Raw genomic sequence first — 17835 nt, 5'->3', positions numbered from 1 at the left:
ATGCCGGTGTGCCAAAAGCGACACACACCCATTCGGGGTATGGCCGCGCCCGGCGAATCGACCAATAGTGGGGGCATCCGCTCATCCAGAGCCGAACTCGCTATAAGGTGCATTTGCTATGGGCAAGACGCTGCTTAAGGTGATTTCCAGTCTGTTTGTTGTACCGCTGACATTGAATGCCTACGCCGCTCAAGTGGACGACAGCAATACGCTGCGGCTGTACAACTGGGCGGATTACATCGGTGAAAAAACCGTGGCCGATTTCGAAAAGGCCACCGGCATCAAAGTCATCTACGACACCTTCGATGCCTACGAAACGGTGCAGGCCAAATTGCTCACCGGCCACTCCGGTTATGACCTGATCGTGTTGAACGCCTCCCTGGCGCCACCGCTGATCAAGGCCAAGGTGTTCCAGCCGCTGGACAAGAAACAGCTGCCGGGCTGGACAAACCTGGACCCGAAAGTCCTGGAGGATCTGCAAGGCTATGATCCGGGTACCACCTACTCGGCGCCGTATACCTGGGGCAGCAACGGCGTCACCTACAACGTCGACAAGATCAAGGAACGCATGCCGGACGCGCCGATCGGCTCGCTGGCGATGATCTTCGATCCCAAGATCGTCTCGCGCTTCGCCGACTGCGGCGTGACCCTGCTCGATGCCCCGACCGAAGTCATTCCCATGGCCCTGAAGTACCTGGGACGTGATCCACGCAGCGCCGCACCGGAGGATCTGAAAGCCGCCCAGGATTTGCTGCTGTCCGTGCGGCCGTACATCCGCAAGTTCGACTCGGTCAATTACCTGACCAGCCTGCCCAACGGCGACGTGTGCATGGCCATGACCTGGTCCGGCGACTACGCCACGGCCATGGCCCGCGCCGCAGAAGCCAAGAAGAAGATCGACCTGGCCTACTTCATCCCCAAGGAAGGCTCGTTGATCTGGTTCGACAACATGTACATCCCGGCCGACGCGCCACACGTTGCCAATGCCCACAGGTTTCTCGAGTACCTGATGCAGCCGCAGGTGATGGCGGATGTGAGCGACTTCATCAATTACGCCAACAGCAATGCCGCAGCCACGCCGTTGTTGAGCGCCGATGTGCGCAACAACCCGGCGATTTACCCCGATGCGCAAACCCGCGAGCGGCTGTTTCCGCAGAAGACCCAGGACGCCAAGGACATGCGGGCGATTACCCGGGTCTGGAGCACCGTGAAAAGCGGCATCTGATGGGTTCGAACGTTAGTCATTTCGGTTAGAGGTTTATTTATGGCGACGCCAACACGCAGCGTTTTTTCCCCAGCGGACGAGTCCCGGCTGGTCAAGGCCGACAAGGCTCACCACATGCACGGCTATCACGTGTTCGACGAACACGCCGAACAAGGCTCGTTGAACATCGTCGCAGGCGTAGGCGCCTACATCTACGACACCCAGGGCAACCGCTTTCTCGATGCGGTGGGCGGCATGTGGTGCACCAACATCGGTTTGGGCCGTGAGGAAATGGCCGAAGCCATCGCTGACCAAGTGCGGCAACTGGCCTATTCCAATCCGTTTTCCGACATGTCGAACAACGTGGCGATCCAGCTGTGCGAAAAGCTCGCCAGCCTGGCCCCCGGCGACCTCGACCATGTATTCCTGACCACCGGCGGCTCCACCGCCGTGGACACCGCCTACCGGCTGATCCAGTACTACCAGAACTGCCGTGGCAAACCCGAGAAGAAGCACGTCATTGCGCGGTTCAACGCCTATCACGGCTCCACCACCCTGACCATGTCGATCGGCAACAAGGCCGCCGACCGGGTGCCGGAGTTCGATTACGCCAACCCGCTGATCCACCACGTCTCCAACCCCAACCCGTACCGCGCGCCGGACGGCATGGATGAAGCGCAGTTCCTCGAGTTCCTGGTCAAGGAATTCGAAGACAAGATCCTCTCGATTGGTGCGGACAAGGTCGCCGGTTTTTTCGCCGAGCCGATCATGGGCTCGGGCGGGGTGATCATTCCGCCCCGGGGTTATCTCAAGCGCATGTGGGACGTGTGCCAGCGCTACGACATCCTGTTCGTCGCCGACGAAGTGGTGACCTCGTTCGGGCGCCTGGGCAAGTTCTTTGCCTCTTATGATGTGTTCGACGTGCAGCCCGACATCATCACCACCGCCAAGGGCCTGACCTCGGCCTACCTGCCGCTGGGCGCGTGCATCTTTTCCGAGCGCATCTGGAAAGTCATCGCCGAGCCGGGCAAGGGCCGCTGCTTCACCCACGGCTTCACCTACAGCGGGCATCCGGTGTGCTGCACGGCGGCGCTGAAGAACATCGAGATCATCGAGCGGGAGAACCTGCTGGCCCATGTCGACACGGTGGGGGCCTATCTGGAAGAGCGCCTGGCAACCCTGCGGGGCTTGCCGCTGGTGGGGGATGTGCGCTGCCAGAAACTCATGGCCTGCGTGGAGTTCGTCGCCGATAAACGCACCAAGGCGCTGTTCCCCGACGAGATCAACATTGGCGAGAAAATCCACGTGCGGGCCCAGGCCCGGGGCTTGCTGGTGCGGCCGATCATGCACCTCAACGTGATGTCGCCGCCGCTGATCCTGACCTTTGTCCAGGTCGATGAAATCGTCGAGACCCTGCGCGAATGCATTCTGGAAGTCGCCGCCGAGCTTGAAGCGAGCGGACAGTACGCGGGCCAATGATTTCGTCAGTCAGGCTGTTACCAAGGGCTTGTCCAGCCGCTAGACTGCGGGGCATGAGCAAACCAGACGACGATACGCTGATCGCGGTGCCCTTCGGGGCATTGCACAAATGGCATGGGGGAATGCGCGAGGCTTTCGCCCATATCGATGAGCCTGACGCCCTGCAACACCTGGCGTCAGCGTTGGCGCAGCTGGTGTCCGTCGAGTCGATGATGATCAGCCTCGAGCGCAAGGACCGCGCGCCCCAGTTGCTGCATCAGCGCGGGATTGCCCAGGAGTATCAGGTCTCGATCCTGGAGCGCTATTTTGCCGGCGGTTATTTGCTCGACCCGTTCTGCCTGGCGGTGGAGCAGGGGTTGGCGCAAGGGTTCTATCACCTGGAGGAAATTGCCCCGGACAATTTCTTCGACAGTGACTACTACAAATCCTATTACCTGAAGGCGGGCTGCTCGGAAGACAGCTACTACATCGTCGATACCGGCAATGACACGAAGATTTCCGTCAGCCTCTATCAGGGTTTCGGCGGTGAATGCCTGAGCAGTGAACAGCTGAATCTGCTGCGTGCCGTGGAACCGCTGGTGCGCGAATTCATTAGTGAGTTCAGTCAGCGTGGATTGCTGCGCAGTGGCGAGATCCAGTGCGATAAAGACCAGGGCCTGCGCGATGATCTCAAGCACCGGGTGCAGTCGGCATTCGAGCATTTCGGCAGCGACTTGCTCACCGAGCGCGAGCGGCAAGTGGCGCACATGGTCCTGCGTGGGCATTCGGTGAAATCCACGGCCAGCCAGATGAGCATCTCACCGGAAACCGTGCGCATGCACCGCAAGAACCTGTACCTGAAACTGGAGGTGGGTTCGCAGTCGGAATTGTTTGCGCTGTTTATCGAGTGGTTGCGCAGGCACTGACCCAATTTTTTGGCCTACCGATACCGGTGTGGGGGGGGCAAACCATTGCTTCAGGTTAATAGGAAGCATTACTATTCACGCTCCGTCTCCACAGCACACCGCAATGACCCTCAAGCTGCCCCGCAGACACGGCTTTTTTGAGCATTACGAAGAGTTGGTTGGCACCTGGACCCGTCGCCTGAGGAATCGTCAGCAGGCCGAGGACCTGGCCCACGATACCTTTGTGCGGGTGCTTGAGTCCGATTCGGCAGTGGTGCAACAGCCCCGGGCGTATTTGCACCAGACCGCGCGCAACATTGCCGTGGATGGTTATCGGCGCGAGGACCGGCGGGGCGCCATGGAGTCAGAGGCGATCGATCTCAGTGAGTCGCCGACCGGCGACCCGGAGCATTTCATGCACGCGATCCAGCTGGCGGATTCCATCGAACGGGCGCTCACCGAGCTGCCGGTCAACTGCCGCAAGGTGTTTGTCTGGCAGAAAATCGAGGGCCTGACCCAGGCAGAAATCGCCGAACGCCTGGGGCTGTCCAAGAACATGGTGGAAAAGTATATGATCCGCACGCTTCGACACCTGCGCGATCGCCTGGACGGGTTGCAGTCATGATCGGCTCCGCCTTCTCCTCCCCAGCCAAACAGGAACTTCCATGATGGATACTCGTGATTGTGCGTGCGGGCAAACAGCGGTTCGCGATGAAGCGGCGCAGTGGTTTGTGCGTTTGCGGGAGCCGGTTGCGGATGTCGAAGTGCGGCACCGGTTTGAGCTCTGGCTGGACCAGCACCCCCAGCACCGCAACGAATTCGAAGTGCTGCAGGGCTTGTGGAGCGCCGCCGACCTGGTGCCGGCGACGCGTTTGCGGGCCCTGTGTGAAACCCCGTCAACCCTGAAAAAACCTCGCCCGGTGCTGCGCTACGCGGTGGCCGCCAGCGTACTGGCCGTGGCGCTTGGCCTGGGCCTGTTCAGCGGCTTCAATCATCCGGCGCCTTACACCACCGAGTTTTCAACAGCCCTGAATGAGCGCCGCCATGTGACGCTGCCGGATGGCTCGGTGGTCGATCTGGACAGCCGCAGCCGGATCAAGGTGCGCTTTGAAAAGGATCGCCGCAACGTCGAATTGAATGCAGGCGAAGCGATGTTCAGCGTCGAGCATGACACCAGCCGGCCCTTTGTGGTCGCGGCGGGCAGCGGCAAGGTCACGGTCACCGGTACCCGATTCGATGTACGCAAAGGCGCCAGCGAAACCCGGGTGGTGGTGGAGCAGGGCACCGTCAAGGTTCAAGGGCACGACGCCGCCGACAACGATTTCATCAATCTGACGGCAGGCCTTGGCACCCACGTCGATGCCCAGGGCAAAGTTGCCGCCGCCTATGCCGTCAATCCGGCGGAAATGACCGCCTGGCGCAGCGGCAAACTGGTGTTCAACAACGCCAGCCTGGCCGATGTCGCCGAGCAGGTCTCGCGCTATCGCGAGAAGCCGCTCAAGGTCGCCAGCGCAGCGGTGGGCGATCTGCGCCTGACCAGCGTGTTCAAATCCGACAACACTGATGCGCTGCTCAAGGCCTTGCCGAGCATCCTGCCGGTGGCCGTGCGCACCCTTGACGATGGCAGCCAGGAAATAATTTCAAAATAAAATTCAGGTTTTTTTCGAGTTCATCGTCTTCCTGTTCAACTGCAACTGGTTTGCATTAACAAGCGCACACTCTTGCGATCCACAGGATTACGTTCGACGTGAAAAACTCCACCGCTAAAAACAACAAACTCCCCTGGTTGCCGCTGGCCCTCGCGCTGGCGGTCAATATTGCGCTGCCCCAGGCCTTTGCCGCCGACGGCATCCGCATCCCGGCGCAACCTTTGGGACAGGCCCTGAGTCAATTGGGCCAGCAAACCTCGCTTCAGGTGTTCTTCAGCCCTGAACTGGTTGCCGGCAAGCAGGCCCCGGCGGTGGATGGCAACCTTTCCCCGGAAGACGCGCTGCGCCAGTTGCTGCAAGGCAGTGGCCTGCAATACCAGATCGATGAAGGTTCGGTGACGTTGATGCCAGCGCCGACTTCGGCGGCCAACGGCCCACTGGAACTGGGCGTGACGGACATCAAGGTGGTCGGCGACTGGCTCGGCGACGCCGATGCCGCCGTGGTGCAGAACCACCCCGGCGCACGCACGGTGGTGCGCCGCGAAGCCATGGTCGAGCAGGGCGCGATGAACGTCGGCGACGTACTCAAACGTGTCCCGGGCGTGCAAGTCCAGGACGCCAACGGCACCGGTGGCAGCGATATTTCCCTCAACGTCGGCGTGCGCGGCCTGACTTCGCGCCTGTCGCCTCGCTCCACCGTGCTGATCGACGGCATCCCGGCGGCGTTCGCGCCTTACGGTCAGCCGCAACTGTCCATGGCGCCGATTTCCTCGGGCAACCTCGACAGCATCGACGTGGTACGCGGCGCCGGCTCCGTGCGCTACGGACCACAAAACGTCGGCGGCGTGATCAACTTCGTGACCCGCGCGATCCCGGAAAAAGCCTCGGCTGAAATCGGCACCACCCTGGAAACCTCGCAGCACGGTGGCTGGAAGCACATCGACACCGCGTTCATGGGCGGCACCGCCGACAACGGCATGGGCGTGGCGCTGTTGTATTCCGGCGTGAACGGCAACGGCTACCGTGAAAGCAACAACGGCAACGACATCGACGACGTGATCCTCAAGACCCATTGGGCACCGACCGATGTCGACGATTTCAGCCTCAACTTCCACTACTACGACGCCAAGGCCGACATGCCCGGCGGCCTGACCCAGGCGCAGTACGACGCCGACCCGTTCCAATCGGTGCGCGACCACGACAACTTCAGCGGCCGCCGCAAGGATGTGTCGTTCAAGTGGGTGCGGCAGATCGACGATCGCACTCAGGCCGAAGTGCTGACTTACTACACCGACAGTTTTCGTGGCAGCACCATCGCCTCGCGTGACTTGAAGACACTCAACTCCTACCCGCGCACCTATTACACCTTCGGTATCGAACCACGGGTGTCCCATGTGTTTGATGTCGGCCCGACCACCCAGGAAGTCAGCGTCGGTTATCGCTACCTGAAAGAGGCCATGCACGAAGAAGCCAGTCGTGTGGCGCTGGTCAACAACGAGCCGGTTGTGCGTCCGGGGGCGGACGGCCATGTCTATCAGGACCGCACCGGTGGCACCGAGGCCAATTCGGTCTACGTCGACAACAAGATCGACGTTGGCAACTGGACCGTTACCCCGGGTATTCGCTTCGAGCACATCAGCACCGATTGGCACGATCGCCCGGTGCTCGATACCGCCGGTAAACGGGTGCCGGAGAAAAAACGCAGCATCGAGAGCAACGAGCCGCTGCCGGCCCTGAGCGTGATGTATCACATGTCCGATGCCTGGAAACTGTTCGCCAACTACGAAACTTCGTTCGGCGCGCTGCAGTATTTCCAGCTGGGGCAGGGCGGTATCGGTAATGAGCCCGCCAACGGCCTGGAGCCGGAAAAGGCCAAGACCTACGAAATCGGTACGCGCTACAACGATGACGTGTGGGGCGGTGAGGTGACGCTGTTCTACATCGACTTCGACGACGAACTGCAATACATCAGCAATGACGTGGGCTGGACCAACCTCGGCGCGACCAAGCACCAGGGTATCGAAGCCTCGGTGCACTACGACATGGCCGCGCTGAACCCGCTGCTGGACGGCCTGACCGCCAACGCCGGTTTCACCTACACCCGCGCCACCTACGAAGGTGAGATCCCGGGCTTCAAGGGCCGTGACCTGCCGTTCTACTCCCGCCAGGTGGCCACCGCCGGCCTGCGTTACGACGTGAACCGCTGGACTTACAACCTCGATGCGTTCGCCCAGTCCAAGCAGCGTTCGCCGGGCACCGGCGTGAACGCCGATGGCAGCTTCAATGGCAACTACATCACCGAAGGCACCGCTGACGGCCAGTTCGGTGATATCCCGGGCTACGTGCTCTGGAACGCACGTGCCGGCTATGACTTCGGTCCGCAGGTGTCGAACCTGAAACTGGGGGCGGGGGTGAAGAACATCTTCGACAAGCAGTACTTCACCCGTTCCAGCGACAACAACTCGGGCATGTACGTCGGTGCGCCGCGCACGTTCTTTGTGCAGGCCAGTGTCGGGTTCTAGCTCATCTGTGGCGAGGGGGCTTGCCCCCTCGCCACAATTCAGACCTTCAACACTCTCCCGCCAACGGCCACCGCCACCAGCAACAGCGCCATCAAGGCAAAGGCAAAGCTCAAGCTGCTGCCATGGGCGACGAAGCCGATGACGGCGGGGCCTGCCAGGATGCCCGCATAACCCAGGGTGGTAATGGCCGGCACGGCGATGCTTTCGGGCATGACCGTCTGTTTGCCGACCGCGGTGTAAAGCACCGGCACAATGTTCGAACAACCGGCCCCCAGCAGCGCATAACCCACCAGCGCCGCCTCCCAACTTGGCGCGAACGTCGCCAGAAACAAGCCTGAAGCGGCTGTCAGCCCGCCGAACACAATCACCCGCGTCGCGCCCAGGTGTCGCACGATTTTGTCGCCGGTCAAGCGCCCGGCTGTCATGGTCAAGGCAAACGCCGCATAACCGAGCCCCGCATACGCCGTGTCGATGCCACGCTCCTGTGTCAGGAACACCGCGCTCCAGTCCAGCGCCGCGCCTTCGGCGAGGAACACGATGAAGCACATGCCGCCGATGAACAGGACGATGCCGTGGGGCACCGCAAACGCCGGCCCCGAACTCTCGCTGCCGTAGGGCAACAGATGCGGCACGGCCTTGGCCAGTGCGATCAGCAGCAACACGATCACCACCAGCGTGGCCCCCAGGGGCGAAATCCCCAGGCCAAGCAAGCCGCTGACACCCGCCGCACCGACAATCCCGCCCAGGCTGAACAGGCCATGGAACCCCGACATCATGTTTTTGCCGCTGGCGCGCTCGACGATTACCGCTTGCAGGTTGACCGTCGAATCCACGGTGCCGAGCCCCGCGCCGAACATGAACAATGCGCCGATCAGCGCCGGAATCGACGACACCGTCGCCAGCAGCGGCAGGGCGGCACAGATCAGCAGGGTCCCGCCGGTCGTCACCCGTCGGCAGCCGAAACGTGTGGCCAGGATCCCGGCCACCGGCATCGCCAGGATCGAACCGACCCCCAGGCACAGCAGCAACAAACCCAGGGTACCTTCATCCAGCCCGGCCCGGGCCTTGGCATACGGCACCAGCGGTGCCCACGCGGCGATGCCGACCCCGGCGATGAAAAAGCCGATGCGCGTGGACATCTGTTCCAGGCGGCCGGGAACGAAGGTGGTCTGGCTGTTGAGGCTGGTCATAACAATCCTTGGCAATAAGCGTCGCGTCCTCAACGGACAGTGATCGGCCTGTGAGGGTTCGATCAGTGCCCGGAAAGTTTTACGGTCAAGTAGGGTGACATCGTTGCACAGCGCCGCTGTTTTTCGCGATATGTTGAGCGATTCCAATGACACGCGGAGGGCGCCATGGCGCAGCGGTACGATGCACGGGGCAATATTTACATCGTGGTAGCGCCCGAAGAACTGCGCCGCCAGGGTATCGACCTGCCCGATCAGGCCAGCCAGGCAGCGCAAACCCTCGAAGCCTGGGCGATCGCCGCGATCGAGGCTTGCTGCAGCTGGGCTCCAGGCACTCAACCGTCCGGCAGCAAGGATCATCGCAGCGACGGTTTGCTGGTGGGGCCATTTCAGTCGTCGCCTCCCTTTGATCTGTTGATCGTCAACACCGACGGTACCCTGGCCGAGCGCAGTGGCAACGGACTGACGATTTTTTCCCAGGCCCTCAGCGATCAAGGGCTGTTGCCGCAGAGCGAAGCCTGCCTGCTCAGGGTTCATCACGACAAGGCTGATACGCCTTCACCGGGGCAGACTTCAGTGAAAGTCGCAGAGGTCGAGGGCGCGAAGGGTTTCTGGCTCGATCTGGGCCAGCCGGGATTCGGGCCGTCGGCGGTCAGTGCTCACGGGGTTGCAACGGCGATGTTCAACGGTCGCGAACTCAGCCACGTTGAACCATTGTCGGCACTCAATAGCGCATGGTCGCGCAGTCAGTTCGTGCGGGTCGGCAATCCCCATTGCGTGACGCTGGTGCAAAGTGCCGGGGATCTGCCGGGCAACGAGCAGATGCGAGAACCGGCGCTGGGTGAGGGGCTGACGCGAATCGCTTACGCCATACCGGTCGGTGCAGGCAAACCTTGTCCGGCGGGAATCAATCTGCAATGGGCAATACGTCTGTCCGAAGGGCACATCGCCGCGCGGGTATTCGAGCGGGGCGAGGGGCCGACGGCGTCGTCGGGGACCAGTGCCAGCGCGGTGGCCTGTGCGGCCTGGCGGGCAGGTTGGGTCAGCGCCGGGGAGGTGAAGGTGATGATGCCGGGGGGCACGGCGCCGATCTTGCTGGAGGAAGAGTTGGGGGAGTTGAGTCGGGTCAGCTTGTTTGGTACGGCTCGAATGATCGATTGATTTTGAAATGGCTTTCGCGAGCAGGCTCGCTCCCACAGGTTTTGTGAACGACATATAACCACTGTAGGAGCGAGCCTGCTCGCGATGGGGCCAGTCCAATCAGTGCAAGTTTCAGCTCAGCCCACTGAACTCCACCACCGGCATCGTCCTCTTCATCAAGACCTTGCCATCGCGCACCGAGTACAGCGGAAGCCCCTGGCTGCGGATCACCTCGTAATCACTTTCCGCCGACAGAATCAGCAGGTTCGCCGGCCGCCCGCGCTCCAGGCCATAGCGATCGCCGAGGTTCATGGCTTTGGCGCTATTGTCCGTCACCAGGTCCAGCGCACTTTGCAGGTTGCGATAACCGAGCATGTGGCAGATGTGCAGGCCGGCTTCGAGCACCCGCAGAATGTTGCCGTTGCCCAGCGGATACCACGGATCGACGATCGAATCCTGGCCGAAGCACACGTTCATGCCCGCTTCAAGCAACTCGTTGACCCGGGTCACGCCCCGGCGTTTCGGGAAACTGTCGAAGCGACCTTGCAGGTGGATGCTTTCGGTGGGGCAGGAGACAAAGCTGATCCCCGAATGCCCGAGCAAGCGAAACAGTTTGGCGCAGTAGGCGTTGTCGTAGGAGCCCATGGCCGTGGTGTGGCTGGCCGTGACCCGCGAACCCATGTCGCGGCTGCGGGCCTCTTCGGCGAGCACTTCGAGAAAGCGTGAATGCGGGTCGTCGGTTTCGTCACAATGCACATCCACCAGGCAACCGCTGCGTTCGGCCAGGTCCATGAGGAACTTCACCGAGCTGACGCCCTGATCGCGGGTGTATTCGAAATGCGGAATGCCGCCCACCACGTCGGCGCCCATGCGGATGGCTTCTTCCATCAATTCGCGACCATTGCGGTAGGACTCGATGCCTTCCTGGGGGAACGCGACGATTTGCATATCGACCAGATGCCGGCTTTCCTCGCGCACTTCGAGCATGGCCTTGAGCGCGGTCAGTTGCGGGTCGGTGACGTCGACGTGGGTGCGCACATGCTGGATGCCGTGGGCGGCGAGGGTCTGGATGGTTTTCTTGGCCCGGGCCTTGGTGTCTTCCTGGGTGATGGTTGCCTTGCGTTCGCCCCAGCATTCGATGCCTTCGAACAGCGTGCCGCTCATGTTCCAGCGCGGCTCGCCGGCGGTCAGGGTGGCGTCGAGGTGGATGTGCGGCTCGACAAAGGGCGGCACCACCAGGTTGCCGCCGGCATCCAGATCGTCAGGACCCAGGGTCGGGGCTTCGATCTGGCGGCCGATGCTGCTGATCAGGCCGTTTTCCAGGTACAACTCATGCAGGCCTTCCTGGTTGCGCAGACGGGCATTGATGATGTGCATCGGGCAGATCCTTTTGGCGAATCGTTTAGGCAATACCCTTTACGTTAGCTCGCCATCGGTGAATCCCGCCAGTTCAAAATGTGGGAGCGAGCCTGCTCGCGAAGGCGGTGTGTCAGTCACCTTGCTGCTGAATGTGCCACAGTCATCGCGAGCAGGCTCGCCCCACAGGTTATTTATGTTGCCTGGCTTATTCGCCGCGATAGATGCAACCGCTGGTGCAGGTCTCGTGGATACGGATCGCGCTCAGCTCCGGCAGCAGAGGCTTCAATTCCTGCCAGATAAACTTGGCCAACACTTCGCTGGTCGGGTTTTCCAGGCCGGGAATGTCGTTCAGGTAGTTGTGATCCAGACGCTCGTACAGCGGCTTGAAGATCGCCTTGATTTCCGAGAAGTCGCGGATCCAGCCGGTGTGCGGGTCGAGGTCGCCGCTCAGGTGGATTGCCACTTTGAACGAGTGACCGTGCAGGCGCCCGCACTTGTGGCCGTCCGGTACGTGGGGCAGGCGGTGGGCGGATTCGAAAGTAAATTCCTTGAAGATTTCCACAGTGTTTTCAGCTCTGTTCAGGTGGCGTTCGCCGCAGCGATTCGGGCAGGCGGCGAGTTTACCAGTTTGTCCTGACTAAAGGGTCAGCAAGCGCTCACCGAGGCGACCGTTGGCGGCCAGTTCGAGGAATTCGTCGCCCAGGCGGCGGCTTTCGTCCATGGTCGTGCGCCAGTATTTCTGCCGGGTCGGGGCATCGCCCATGAAGCGCTTGAAGTCGTTACGGTCCGGCAGCTTGCCGTAGGGCAGGCGCGCCAGGTATTCCTTCGACGGCGCCAGCAACAGCACGTTCTGCAAGCGAGCCGGGCAGGCGCGGCGCCATGGCAGGGTCTTGTCGAACCAGCCGGGGATCACCCGGTCGGTGAAGTGCGGGTACAGCACGATGTCGTTGCCGCTGTAAGGCAAGTCCAGGTGGTAATCCAGCAGACCGCCGTCGCGGAAGGTCCCGGCGCCGGCACCCGGCAGGTCGCGCACGCCTTCCATCACCATCGGGATCGAGCCCGAAGCCAGCAGGGCCTGGCGTAAATTGCCGGCATTGAGGGCGACGAAGCGCGACGGGAAGTCATTCAAGGCATCGACCGGCGGCGCCAGGCGCGGGTCGTGGATGATCAGGCGTTCGAAGTGCCGTGCCAGCCGTGCCCGGCCGCGCAGGTTGTCGGCGATGACCGATGACAGGCCCAGCCCCAGGCGACCGCGATGATCGTCGGCCAGCAAGCCGTGGCTTTTGACCACCATGATGTTCAGGCGGTAATCGTTGTTACTGAGGATCGAGGCATCGCGACCGTCGAGCAGGTCATTGAGCATGCGCTGTGAGCTCTGGCTGATCTGCGCCATGGTCACGCCCTTGGCGAAGTGTTGTTCGGTGTACAGCTGCCCGAGACGCCGGATGCCCTCGGCGGCGTCCGGCAGGCAGGCGCTGGCGAAGCGCCAGGAACCCACCGATGCGCCAATCAGCGAGCGTTCACGCGGTGCCGCCGGCAGCCACTCGCCGAACAGCGCCAGGTCCAGACCCTGAATCCCCAGCGCCTTCGGACCGCCAGCCGCGCCAGGCAAGGTGCCGACGTCGGCGGCGCTCAAGCCGTTGTCCCGGATGCGCGCAAAGGCACGCGGACCGGCCTTGAGGGTCAGGGAAGGGAACTTGATGTGGATGGCGGTCATTGCGGTCTCGATGTATGGCCAGCGGACAGATTATGTGGGAGCGAGCCTGCTCGCGAAAGCAGTGTGTCAGTCACCGCTGTGTTGGGTGTACCGCCGCCTTCGCGAGCAGGCTCGCTCCCACAGGGACTGGGGTGCTATCAATGATGGCAATTCAGTTTCAATTAAGTTCAGCGAGTTAAGGTGACTCGCCTGGACCCCCGACGCAACGCTGGTACCATTGTGGCTTTCGCTCTGGAATTAGACCCGGTCAGCGGCCAGTGACTCAAGGATCATCAGGATTGGTAATGAAGGTGTTTCTACTCAATCGATGTGTCGCACGCAGGATGGCGCTGCTGCTTCTGGCATTTTGCTCAGCAGTGATGGCCCGCGACCTGGATCAGGATGAAGCCCTGCGCCTGCGTCAACTGGGCGTGATCCTGCCGCTGGAGCAACTGCTGCAGCAAGCGATGGATCGCTACCCCGGCGCAAAACTGCTGGAAGCCGAACTCGAAGAGAAGCACAACATCTACCTTTATGATGTCGAATTGCTGACCCCCGAAGGCGTGGTCCGTGAGCTGCACATCGATGCGACTGACGGCCGATTATTGAAAGACAAGGAAGACTGATCCATGCGTTTGCTCCTGGTGGAAGACCATGTGCCCCTGGCCGATGAACTGCTGGCCGGCCTCAACCGCCAGGGCTATGCGGTGGACTGGCTGGCCGATGGTCGCGATGCGGTGTATCAGGGCAGTACTGAACCTTACGACCTGATCATTCTCGACCTCGGTTTGCCGGGCGTGCCGGGGCTTGAGGTGCTGGCGCAATGGCGCACGGCGGGTCTGGCCACGCCGGTGCTGATCCTGACGGCCCGGGATTCCTGGGCCGAACGCATCGAAGGCCTCAAGGCCGGCGCCGACGATTACCTGACCAAGCCATTCCATCCCGAAGAGCTGTTTTTGCGCATCCAGGCGTTGCTGCGCCGCTCCCATGGCCAGGTCAACCAGCCAACGCTCAAGGCCGCCGGGCTGCATCTGGACGAAGGTCGCCAGTGCGTTGTGCGCGACGGTGCCGACATTCAGCTGACCGCCGCGGAGTTCCGCCTGTTGCGTTATTTCATGCTGCACCCCGAGCAGATCCTCTCCAAGGGCCATCTCGCCGAACACCTCTACGACGGTGAAACCGAGCGCGATTCCAATGTGCTGGAAGTCCACGTCAACCACTTGCGCCGCAAACTCGGCAAAAGTGTGATTGAAACCCGTCGCGGCCAGGGTTACCTGTTCGGCGGGCAAGCCCGGTGAGATCGATTCAGCGCCGCTTGAGCCTGGGCCTGATCAGCGTGATGGTGGTCGTTGGCCTGGTGCTGGCGCAAACCAGCCTGTGGCTGTTCGAAATGGGGTTGCAGCGCTACCTTGAAGCCGGGTTGCGCAATGACAGCGAGAACCTGCTGGCGGCGCTGGTGCGCGGGCCGCAAGGCTTGCAACTGGATGAGCGGCGCCTGTCACCGGCCTATCAGCGGCCGTTCTCCGGGCATTATTTCCGCATCGATTTCACCGATGGCCATTGGCGTTCGCGTTCCTTATGGGATCAGGAACTGCCGGTGCTCGATCAACCCGGTCTGCATGGCAACCTGCAACTGGGTCCGGAAGGGCAACAGTTACTGGTGCTGCGCACGGACTATCGACGTTCGGGGGTGCCGATCTCCATCAGCGTCGCCGAGGATTACACGCCGATACGTGAAAGCTTCCGGCGCATGCAACAGCTCGGGTTTGGCCTCGGTTTGACAGCGCTGCTGCTGATTCTGCTGCTGCAACGGATTACCGTACGCCGGGCTTTGCGTCCGCTGGAGCAGGCCCGCGAGCAGATTGCGCAGTTGCAACAGGGCCAGCGCTCGCAACTCGACGATCAGGTGCCGGTGGAACTGGAGCCACTGGTGGCGCAGATCAACCACTTGCTGGCCCACACCGAGGACAGCCTCAAGCGCTCGCGCAATGCCCTGGGCAACCTCGGCCACGCCTTGAAAACCCCGCTGGCGGTGCTGTTGAGCCTGGCTTCAAGCGAGCAACTCGATGCGCACCCGCAATTGCGCAAAGTCCTCAAGGAGCAACTGGAACAAGTCCAGCAGCGGCTCAATCGGGAACTCAATCGTGCGCGGTTGTCCGGCGATGCGTTGCCGGGCGCACTGTTTGATTGCGATGCCGAGCTCCCCGGCTTGCTGGCCACCCTGAACATGATCCATGGCGAACACCTGGCGCTGAGCTACCGCGCACCCACCGGCCTGCAATTGCCCTGGGATCGTGAGGACCTGCTGGAACTGTTGGGCAATCTGCTGGATAACGCCTGCAAGTGGGCGGATGCAGAGGTTCGCCTGAGTGTGGCCGAGACTGCGGAGGGTTTTGAACTCAGCGTGGAAGATGACGGGCCGGGCATTCCCGAGGACCGCCGCGAACAAGTGTTCAGCCGCGGCACTCGACTGGATGAACAGACTGACGGGCATGGCCTGGGGTTGGGTATCGTGCGCGACATCGTCGATAGCTGGGGCGGCAAACTGTCGTTGCTGGAAAGCGAGTGGGGCGGGTTGAAAGTCGTCATCGAGTTGCCCAAACACACTTGAAGCCACATCAGGAGCCCTGTGGGAGCGAGCTTGCTCGCGATGAGGCCATGTCAGTCAACATTAACTGTGGCTGACACACCGCTATCGCGAGCAGGCTCGCTCCTACAGAGGACTTGCAAGGCTCAGACGCGGAACTGATCCATCAGGCTCTGCTGCTGGTTCGCCAGGCTGTTGAGCGACTGGCTGACCCGCGCCGATTCATTGGCCTGGCCTGACAGCGACTCGGTCACGTCGCGGATGGTCGCCACGTTGTTGTTGATCTCCTCGGCCACCGCGCTTTGCTCCTCGGCGGCGCTGGCGATCTGCATGTTCATGTCGTTGATCACGGTCACTGCGTCGCCGATCTGGCGCAGCGCCGTCACGGCTTGGCCAACCTGCTCGACACTGCCCTGGGCCTGACGATGGCTGTTGTTCATCGAACCCACCACCTCTTGGGTGCCGTTTTGCAGTTGTTCGATCACCAGACGGGTTTCTTCGACGGATTCCTGGGTACGCCGCGCCAGGTTGCGCACTTCATCGGCCACCACGGCAAACCCGCGTCCGGCCTCCCCGGCACGGGCCGCTTCGATCGCGGCGTTGAGGGCCAGCAGGTTGGTCTGCTCGGCAATCGCACGGATCACTTCCAGTACCGTGCCGATCTTCTCGCTGTTGGCGGCCAGGCCTTCGACCTGGACCATGGCCGCGCTCATGTCGGCGGCGAGGTTGTCGATGCTGGCGGTGGTGCGGTCGATCACGGTCAGGCCCTGACGGGTTGCCTGATCGGCATCCCGCGCGGCGTGAGCCGCTTGCGCTGCGCTGCGGGCAACGTCCTGGGCGGTGGCGCTCATTTCGTGGGAGGCGGTCGCGACCTGGTCCACCTGGCGGTACTGCTGCTCCATGCCGGCGCTGGTCTGTGCGGCGATGGCGGACGACTGGTCCGCGGTGCTGCGGGCGTCCTGCACCGAGCGTTTCACTTCGGCAATGATCGGTTGCAGCTTGTCGAGGAAGCGGTTGAACCAGCCGGCCAGTTGGCCCAGTTCATCCTGCTTGTCGTAGGCCAGGCGGCGGGTCAGGTCACCTTCGCCGCTGGCGATGTCTTCGAGCATGTGCGCCACGCCGAGGATCGGTCGGGTGACGCTGCGGGCCATCAGCCACACCAGCATCAGGCCCAGCAGCGCGGCGAGTCCGCCCAGGCCGAGTTCGACCAGCGTAGCGGCGGTGTTGCTGTCATCGAGTTGCTTTTTCAGGGTTTCGGCGGGTCCGACCAGGACTTTCTCCGGCACGTCGAGCAGCACGCCCCAGGATTTACCGCCGGGAATCGGCTGGAAGGGGGCCAGTACTTTCAGTTGCTGCTGGCTGTGCAGGCTGGCGATTTTGCTGCTGGCGGCGAGCATGCGCAGCAGTTCGGCGCCGCTGGCCTTGTCCACGGCGTCCAGGCGCTGGCTGAGTTTGCCGGCGTCCGGGCTGTAGCCGGCGAGCAGGCCGGCCGGGCTGATGATGCTGACGCTGGTCTGGCCGTCATAGAGCTTCTTGCTCGCGGCCAGGCTGACCGCTTGCAGGCTGTTGAGGTTGATGTCCACCGACAGCGAGGCGATGACCTTGCCGTTGACCATCAGCGGGAAAACGATGCTGGTCATCAGCACGTTCTGACCGTCGATCTCATAGAAGTAGGGTTCGATCACGCACGGCTTGAGGGTGGTGCGCGGGCAGGTGAACCAGGCGTTGGCCGCTTCGCCGCTGGGGCCGGTGCTGATGTCGGCCATGTCCTTTTCCGGCAGCGCCATGGACGTCAACTTGCCCGGCGTCGGCTGCGACCAGTAGAGGGCGAAACGACCCTTGTCGTTGCTGCCCAGTTCGGCTTGCCCGGCGAACAGTTCGTCCTTGCCGTCCAGCCCATTGGGTTCGAACACCAGGGACAGGCCGAGCAGGTCCGGGTTGGCTTGCAGGGCCGACTTGACCTGGCGGGTCAGGTCTTCGCGCAGGTCGAAGGCATCGAGGAAGCGCTTCTCGGCCTGGTCACGCAGGAACAGCACCTGCCGGGAGAAGCCGTGGCCGTACTGATAGGCGTCCATGAACTGCTGGCGAATCCCCAGCGCCTGGTTTTCCCCCTGGGACTCGATCCGGG

General features: G+C 62.2%; 14 protein-coding genes and 2 pseudogenes. 10 read left to right on the top strand and 6 right to left on the bottom strand.

Translation table 11 applies throughout. From position 1 onward, the window contains the following. The first annotated feature begins 118 nt into the window (after positions 1-118). The 6 genes from AC3IX1_RS19590 (at position 119) to AC3IX1_RS19565 (ending at position 7738) form a co-directional block, all read left to right on the top strand. On the top strand, positions 119-1225 hold the full coding sequence (locus AC3IX1_RS19590; RefSeq protein WP_489385452.1) for a polyamine ABC transporter substrate-binding protein: 1107 nt from the start codon (positions 119-121) through the stop codon (positions 1223-1225). A 39-nt stretch (positions 1226-1264) separates the two neighbouring features. After that, positions 1265-2683 carry an aminotransferase gene (locus tag AC3IX1_RS19585; RefSeq protein ID WP_489385451.1) on the top strand — a complete coding sequence of 473 codons (1419 nt, stop codon included), beginning with the start codon at positions 1265-1267 and terminating at the stop codon, positions 2681-2683. Beyond that, the gene (locus AC3IX1_RS19580) at positions 2680-3588 is read left to right on the top strand and encodes a helix-turn-helix domain-containing protein (protein WP_489385450.1); all 909 of its coding nucleotides are present in this window, start codon (positions 2680-2682) and stop codon (positions 3586-3588) included. Before AC3IX1_RS19585 ends, AC3IX1_RS19580 begins: the two co-directional genes overlap by 4 nt. A 103-nt stretch (positions 3589-3691) precedes the next feature. Further along, complete coding sequence (locus AC3IX1_RS19575; RefSeq protein WP_057713991.1) at positions 3692-4192, top strand: sigma-70 family RNA polymerase sigma factor; 501 nt, start codon at positions 3692-3694, stop codon at positions 4190-4192. A gap of 40 nt (positions 4193-4232) precedes the next feature. Next, a complete protein-coding gene (locus AC3IX1_RS19570) occupies positions 4233-5216 on the top strand; it encodes a FecR family protein (RefSeq protein ID WP_489385449.1) in 984 nt (327 codons plus the stop codon). Between the two features lie 98 nt (positions 5217-5314). Further along, positions 5315-7738 carry a TonB-dependent siderophore receptor gene (locus tag AC3IX1_RS19565; RefSeq protein ID WP_489385448.1) on the top strand — a complete coding sequence of 808 codons (2424 nt, stop codon included), beginning with the start codon at positions 5315-5317 and terminating at the stop codon, positions 7736-7738. 38 nt (positions 7739-7776) lie between these two features. Here AC3IX1_RS19565 and AC3IX1_RS19560 read toward each other — a convergent pair whose 3' ends face one another. Then, the gene (locus AC3IX1_RS19560; RefSeq protein ID WP_489385447.1) at positions 7777-8928 is read right to left on the bottom strand and encodes an MFS transporter; all 1152 of its coding nucleotides are present in this window, start codon (positions 8926-8928) and stop codon (positions 7777-7779) included. A gap of 165 nt (positions 8929-9093) precedes the next feature. On the opposite strand from AC3IX1_RS19560, the gene AC3IX1_RS19555 reads away from it, so the two are divergent. Continuing rightward, positions 9094-10086, top strand: a complete 993-nt coding sequence (locus AC3IX1_RS19555; protein ID WP_489385446.1) for a diaminopimelate epimerase — start codon at positions 9094-9096, stop codon at positions 10084-10086. A gap of 111 nt (positions 10087-10197) precedes the next feature. On the opposite strand, the gene codA is transcribed toward AC3IX1_RS19555, so the two are convergent. The 3 genes from codA to AC3IX1_RS19540 form a co-directional block, all read right to left on the bottom strand. Beyond that, a complete protein-coding gene (codA, locus tag AC3IX1_RS19550; protein ID WP_489385445.1) occupies positions 10198-11442 on the bottom strand; it encodes a cytosine deaminase in 1245 nt (414 codons plus the stop codon). A gap of 187 nt (positions 11443-11629) precedes the next feature. Next, positions 11630-11986: a 6-carboxytetrahydropterin synthase QueD gene (gene queD, locus AC3IX1_RS19545; protein ID WP_046042818.1), complete on the bottom strand. Its 357-nt coding sequence runs from the start codon at positions 11984-11986 to the stop codon at positions 11630-11632. Between the two features lie 75 nt (positions 11987-12061). After that, positions 12062-13141 (bottom strand): patatin-like phospholipase family protein, encoded by a 1080-nt coding sequence (locus AC3IX1_RS19540; protein ID WP_489385444.1) that lies wholly within the window; start codon positions 13139-13141, stop codon positions 12062-12064. A 284-nt stretch (positions 13142-13425) separates the two neighbouring features. Between AC3IX1_RS19540 and AC3IX1_RS19535 the strand changes: the two genes are divergently transcribed. The 3 genes from AC3IX1_RS19535 to AC3IX1_RS19525 are packed head-to-tail and all read left to right on the top strand — an operon-like array spanning position 13426 to position 15731. Continuing rightward, positions 13426-13746 (top strand): PepSY domain-containing protein, encoded by a 321-nt coding sequence (locus AC3IX1_RS19535; protein ID WP_489385443.1) that lies wholly within the window; start codon positions 13426-13428, stop codon positions 13744-13746. A 3-nt stretch (positions 13747-13749) separates the two neighbouring features. Beyond that, positions 13750-14418, top strand: a complete 669-nt coding sequence (locus tag AC3IX1_RS19530) for a response regulator transcription factor (RefSeq protein ID WP_489385442.1) — start codon at positions 13750-13752, stop codon at positions 14416-14418. Continuing rightward, on the top strand, positions 14415-15731 hold the full coding sequence (locus tag AC3IX1_RS19525; RefSeq protein WP_489385441.1) for a sensor histidine kinase: 1317 nt from the start codon (positions 14415-14417) through the stop codon (positions 15729-15731). Before AC3IX1_RS19530 ends, AC3IX1_RS19525 begins: the two co-directional genes overlap by 4 nt. 122 nt (positions 15732-15853) lie before the next feature. Here AC3IX1_RS19525 and AC3IX1_RS19520 read toward each other — a convergent pair. Together AC3IX1_RS19520 and AC3IX1_RS19515 are read right to left on the bottom strand one after the other, a co-directional pair. Continuing rightward, a pseudogene (locus AC3IX1_RS19520) lies at positions 15854-16447 on the bottom strand (methyl-accepting chemotaxis protein); the annotation flags it as partial. Positions 16448-16711: 264 nt separating this feature from the next. Then, a pseudogene (locus AC3IX1_RS19515) lies at positions 16712-17782 on the bottom strand (methyl-accepting chemotaxis protein); the annotation flags it as partial. Between the last annotated feature and the right edge of the window lie 53 nt (positions 17783-17835).

Source organism: Pseudomonas sp. KH_046_2 (assembly GCF_057838985.1).
This window is presented reverse-complemented; position numbering and strand designations above follow the sequence as displayed.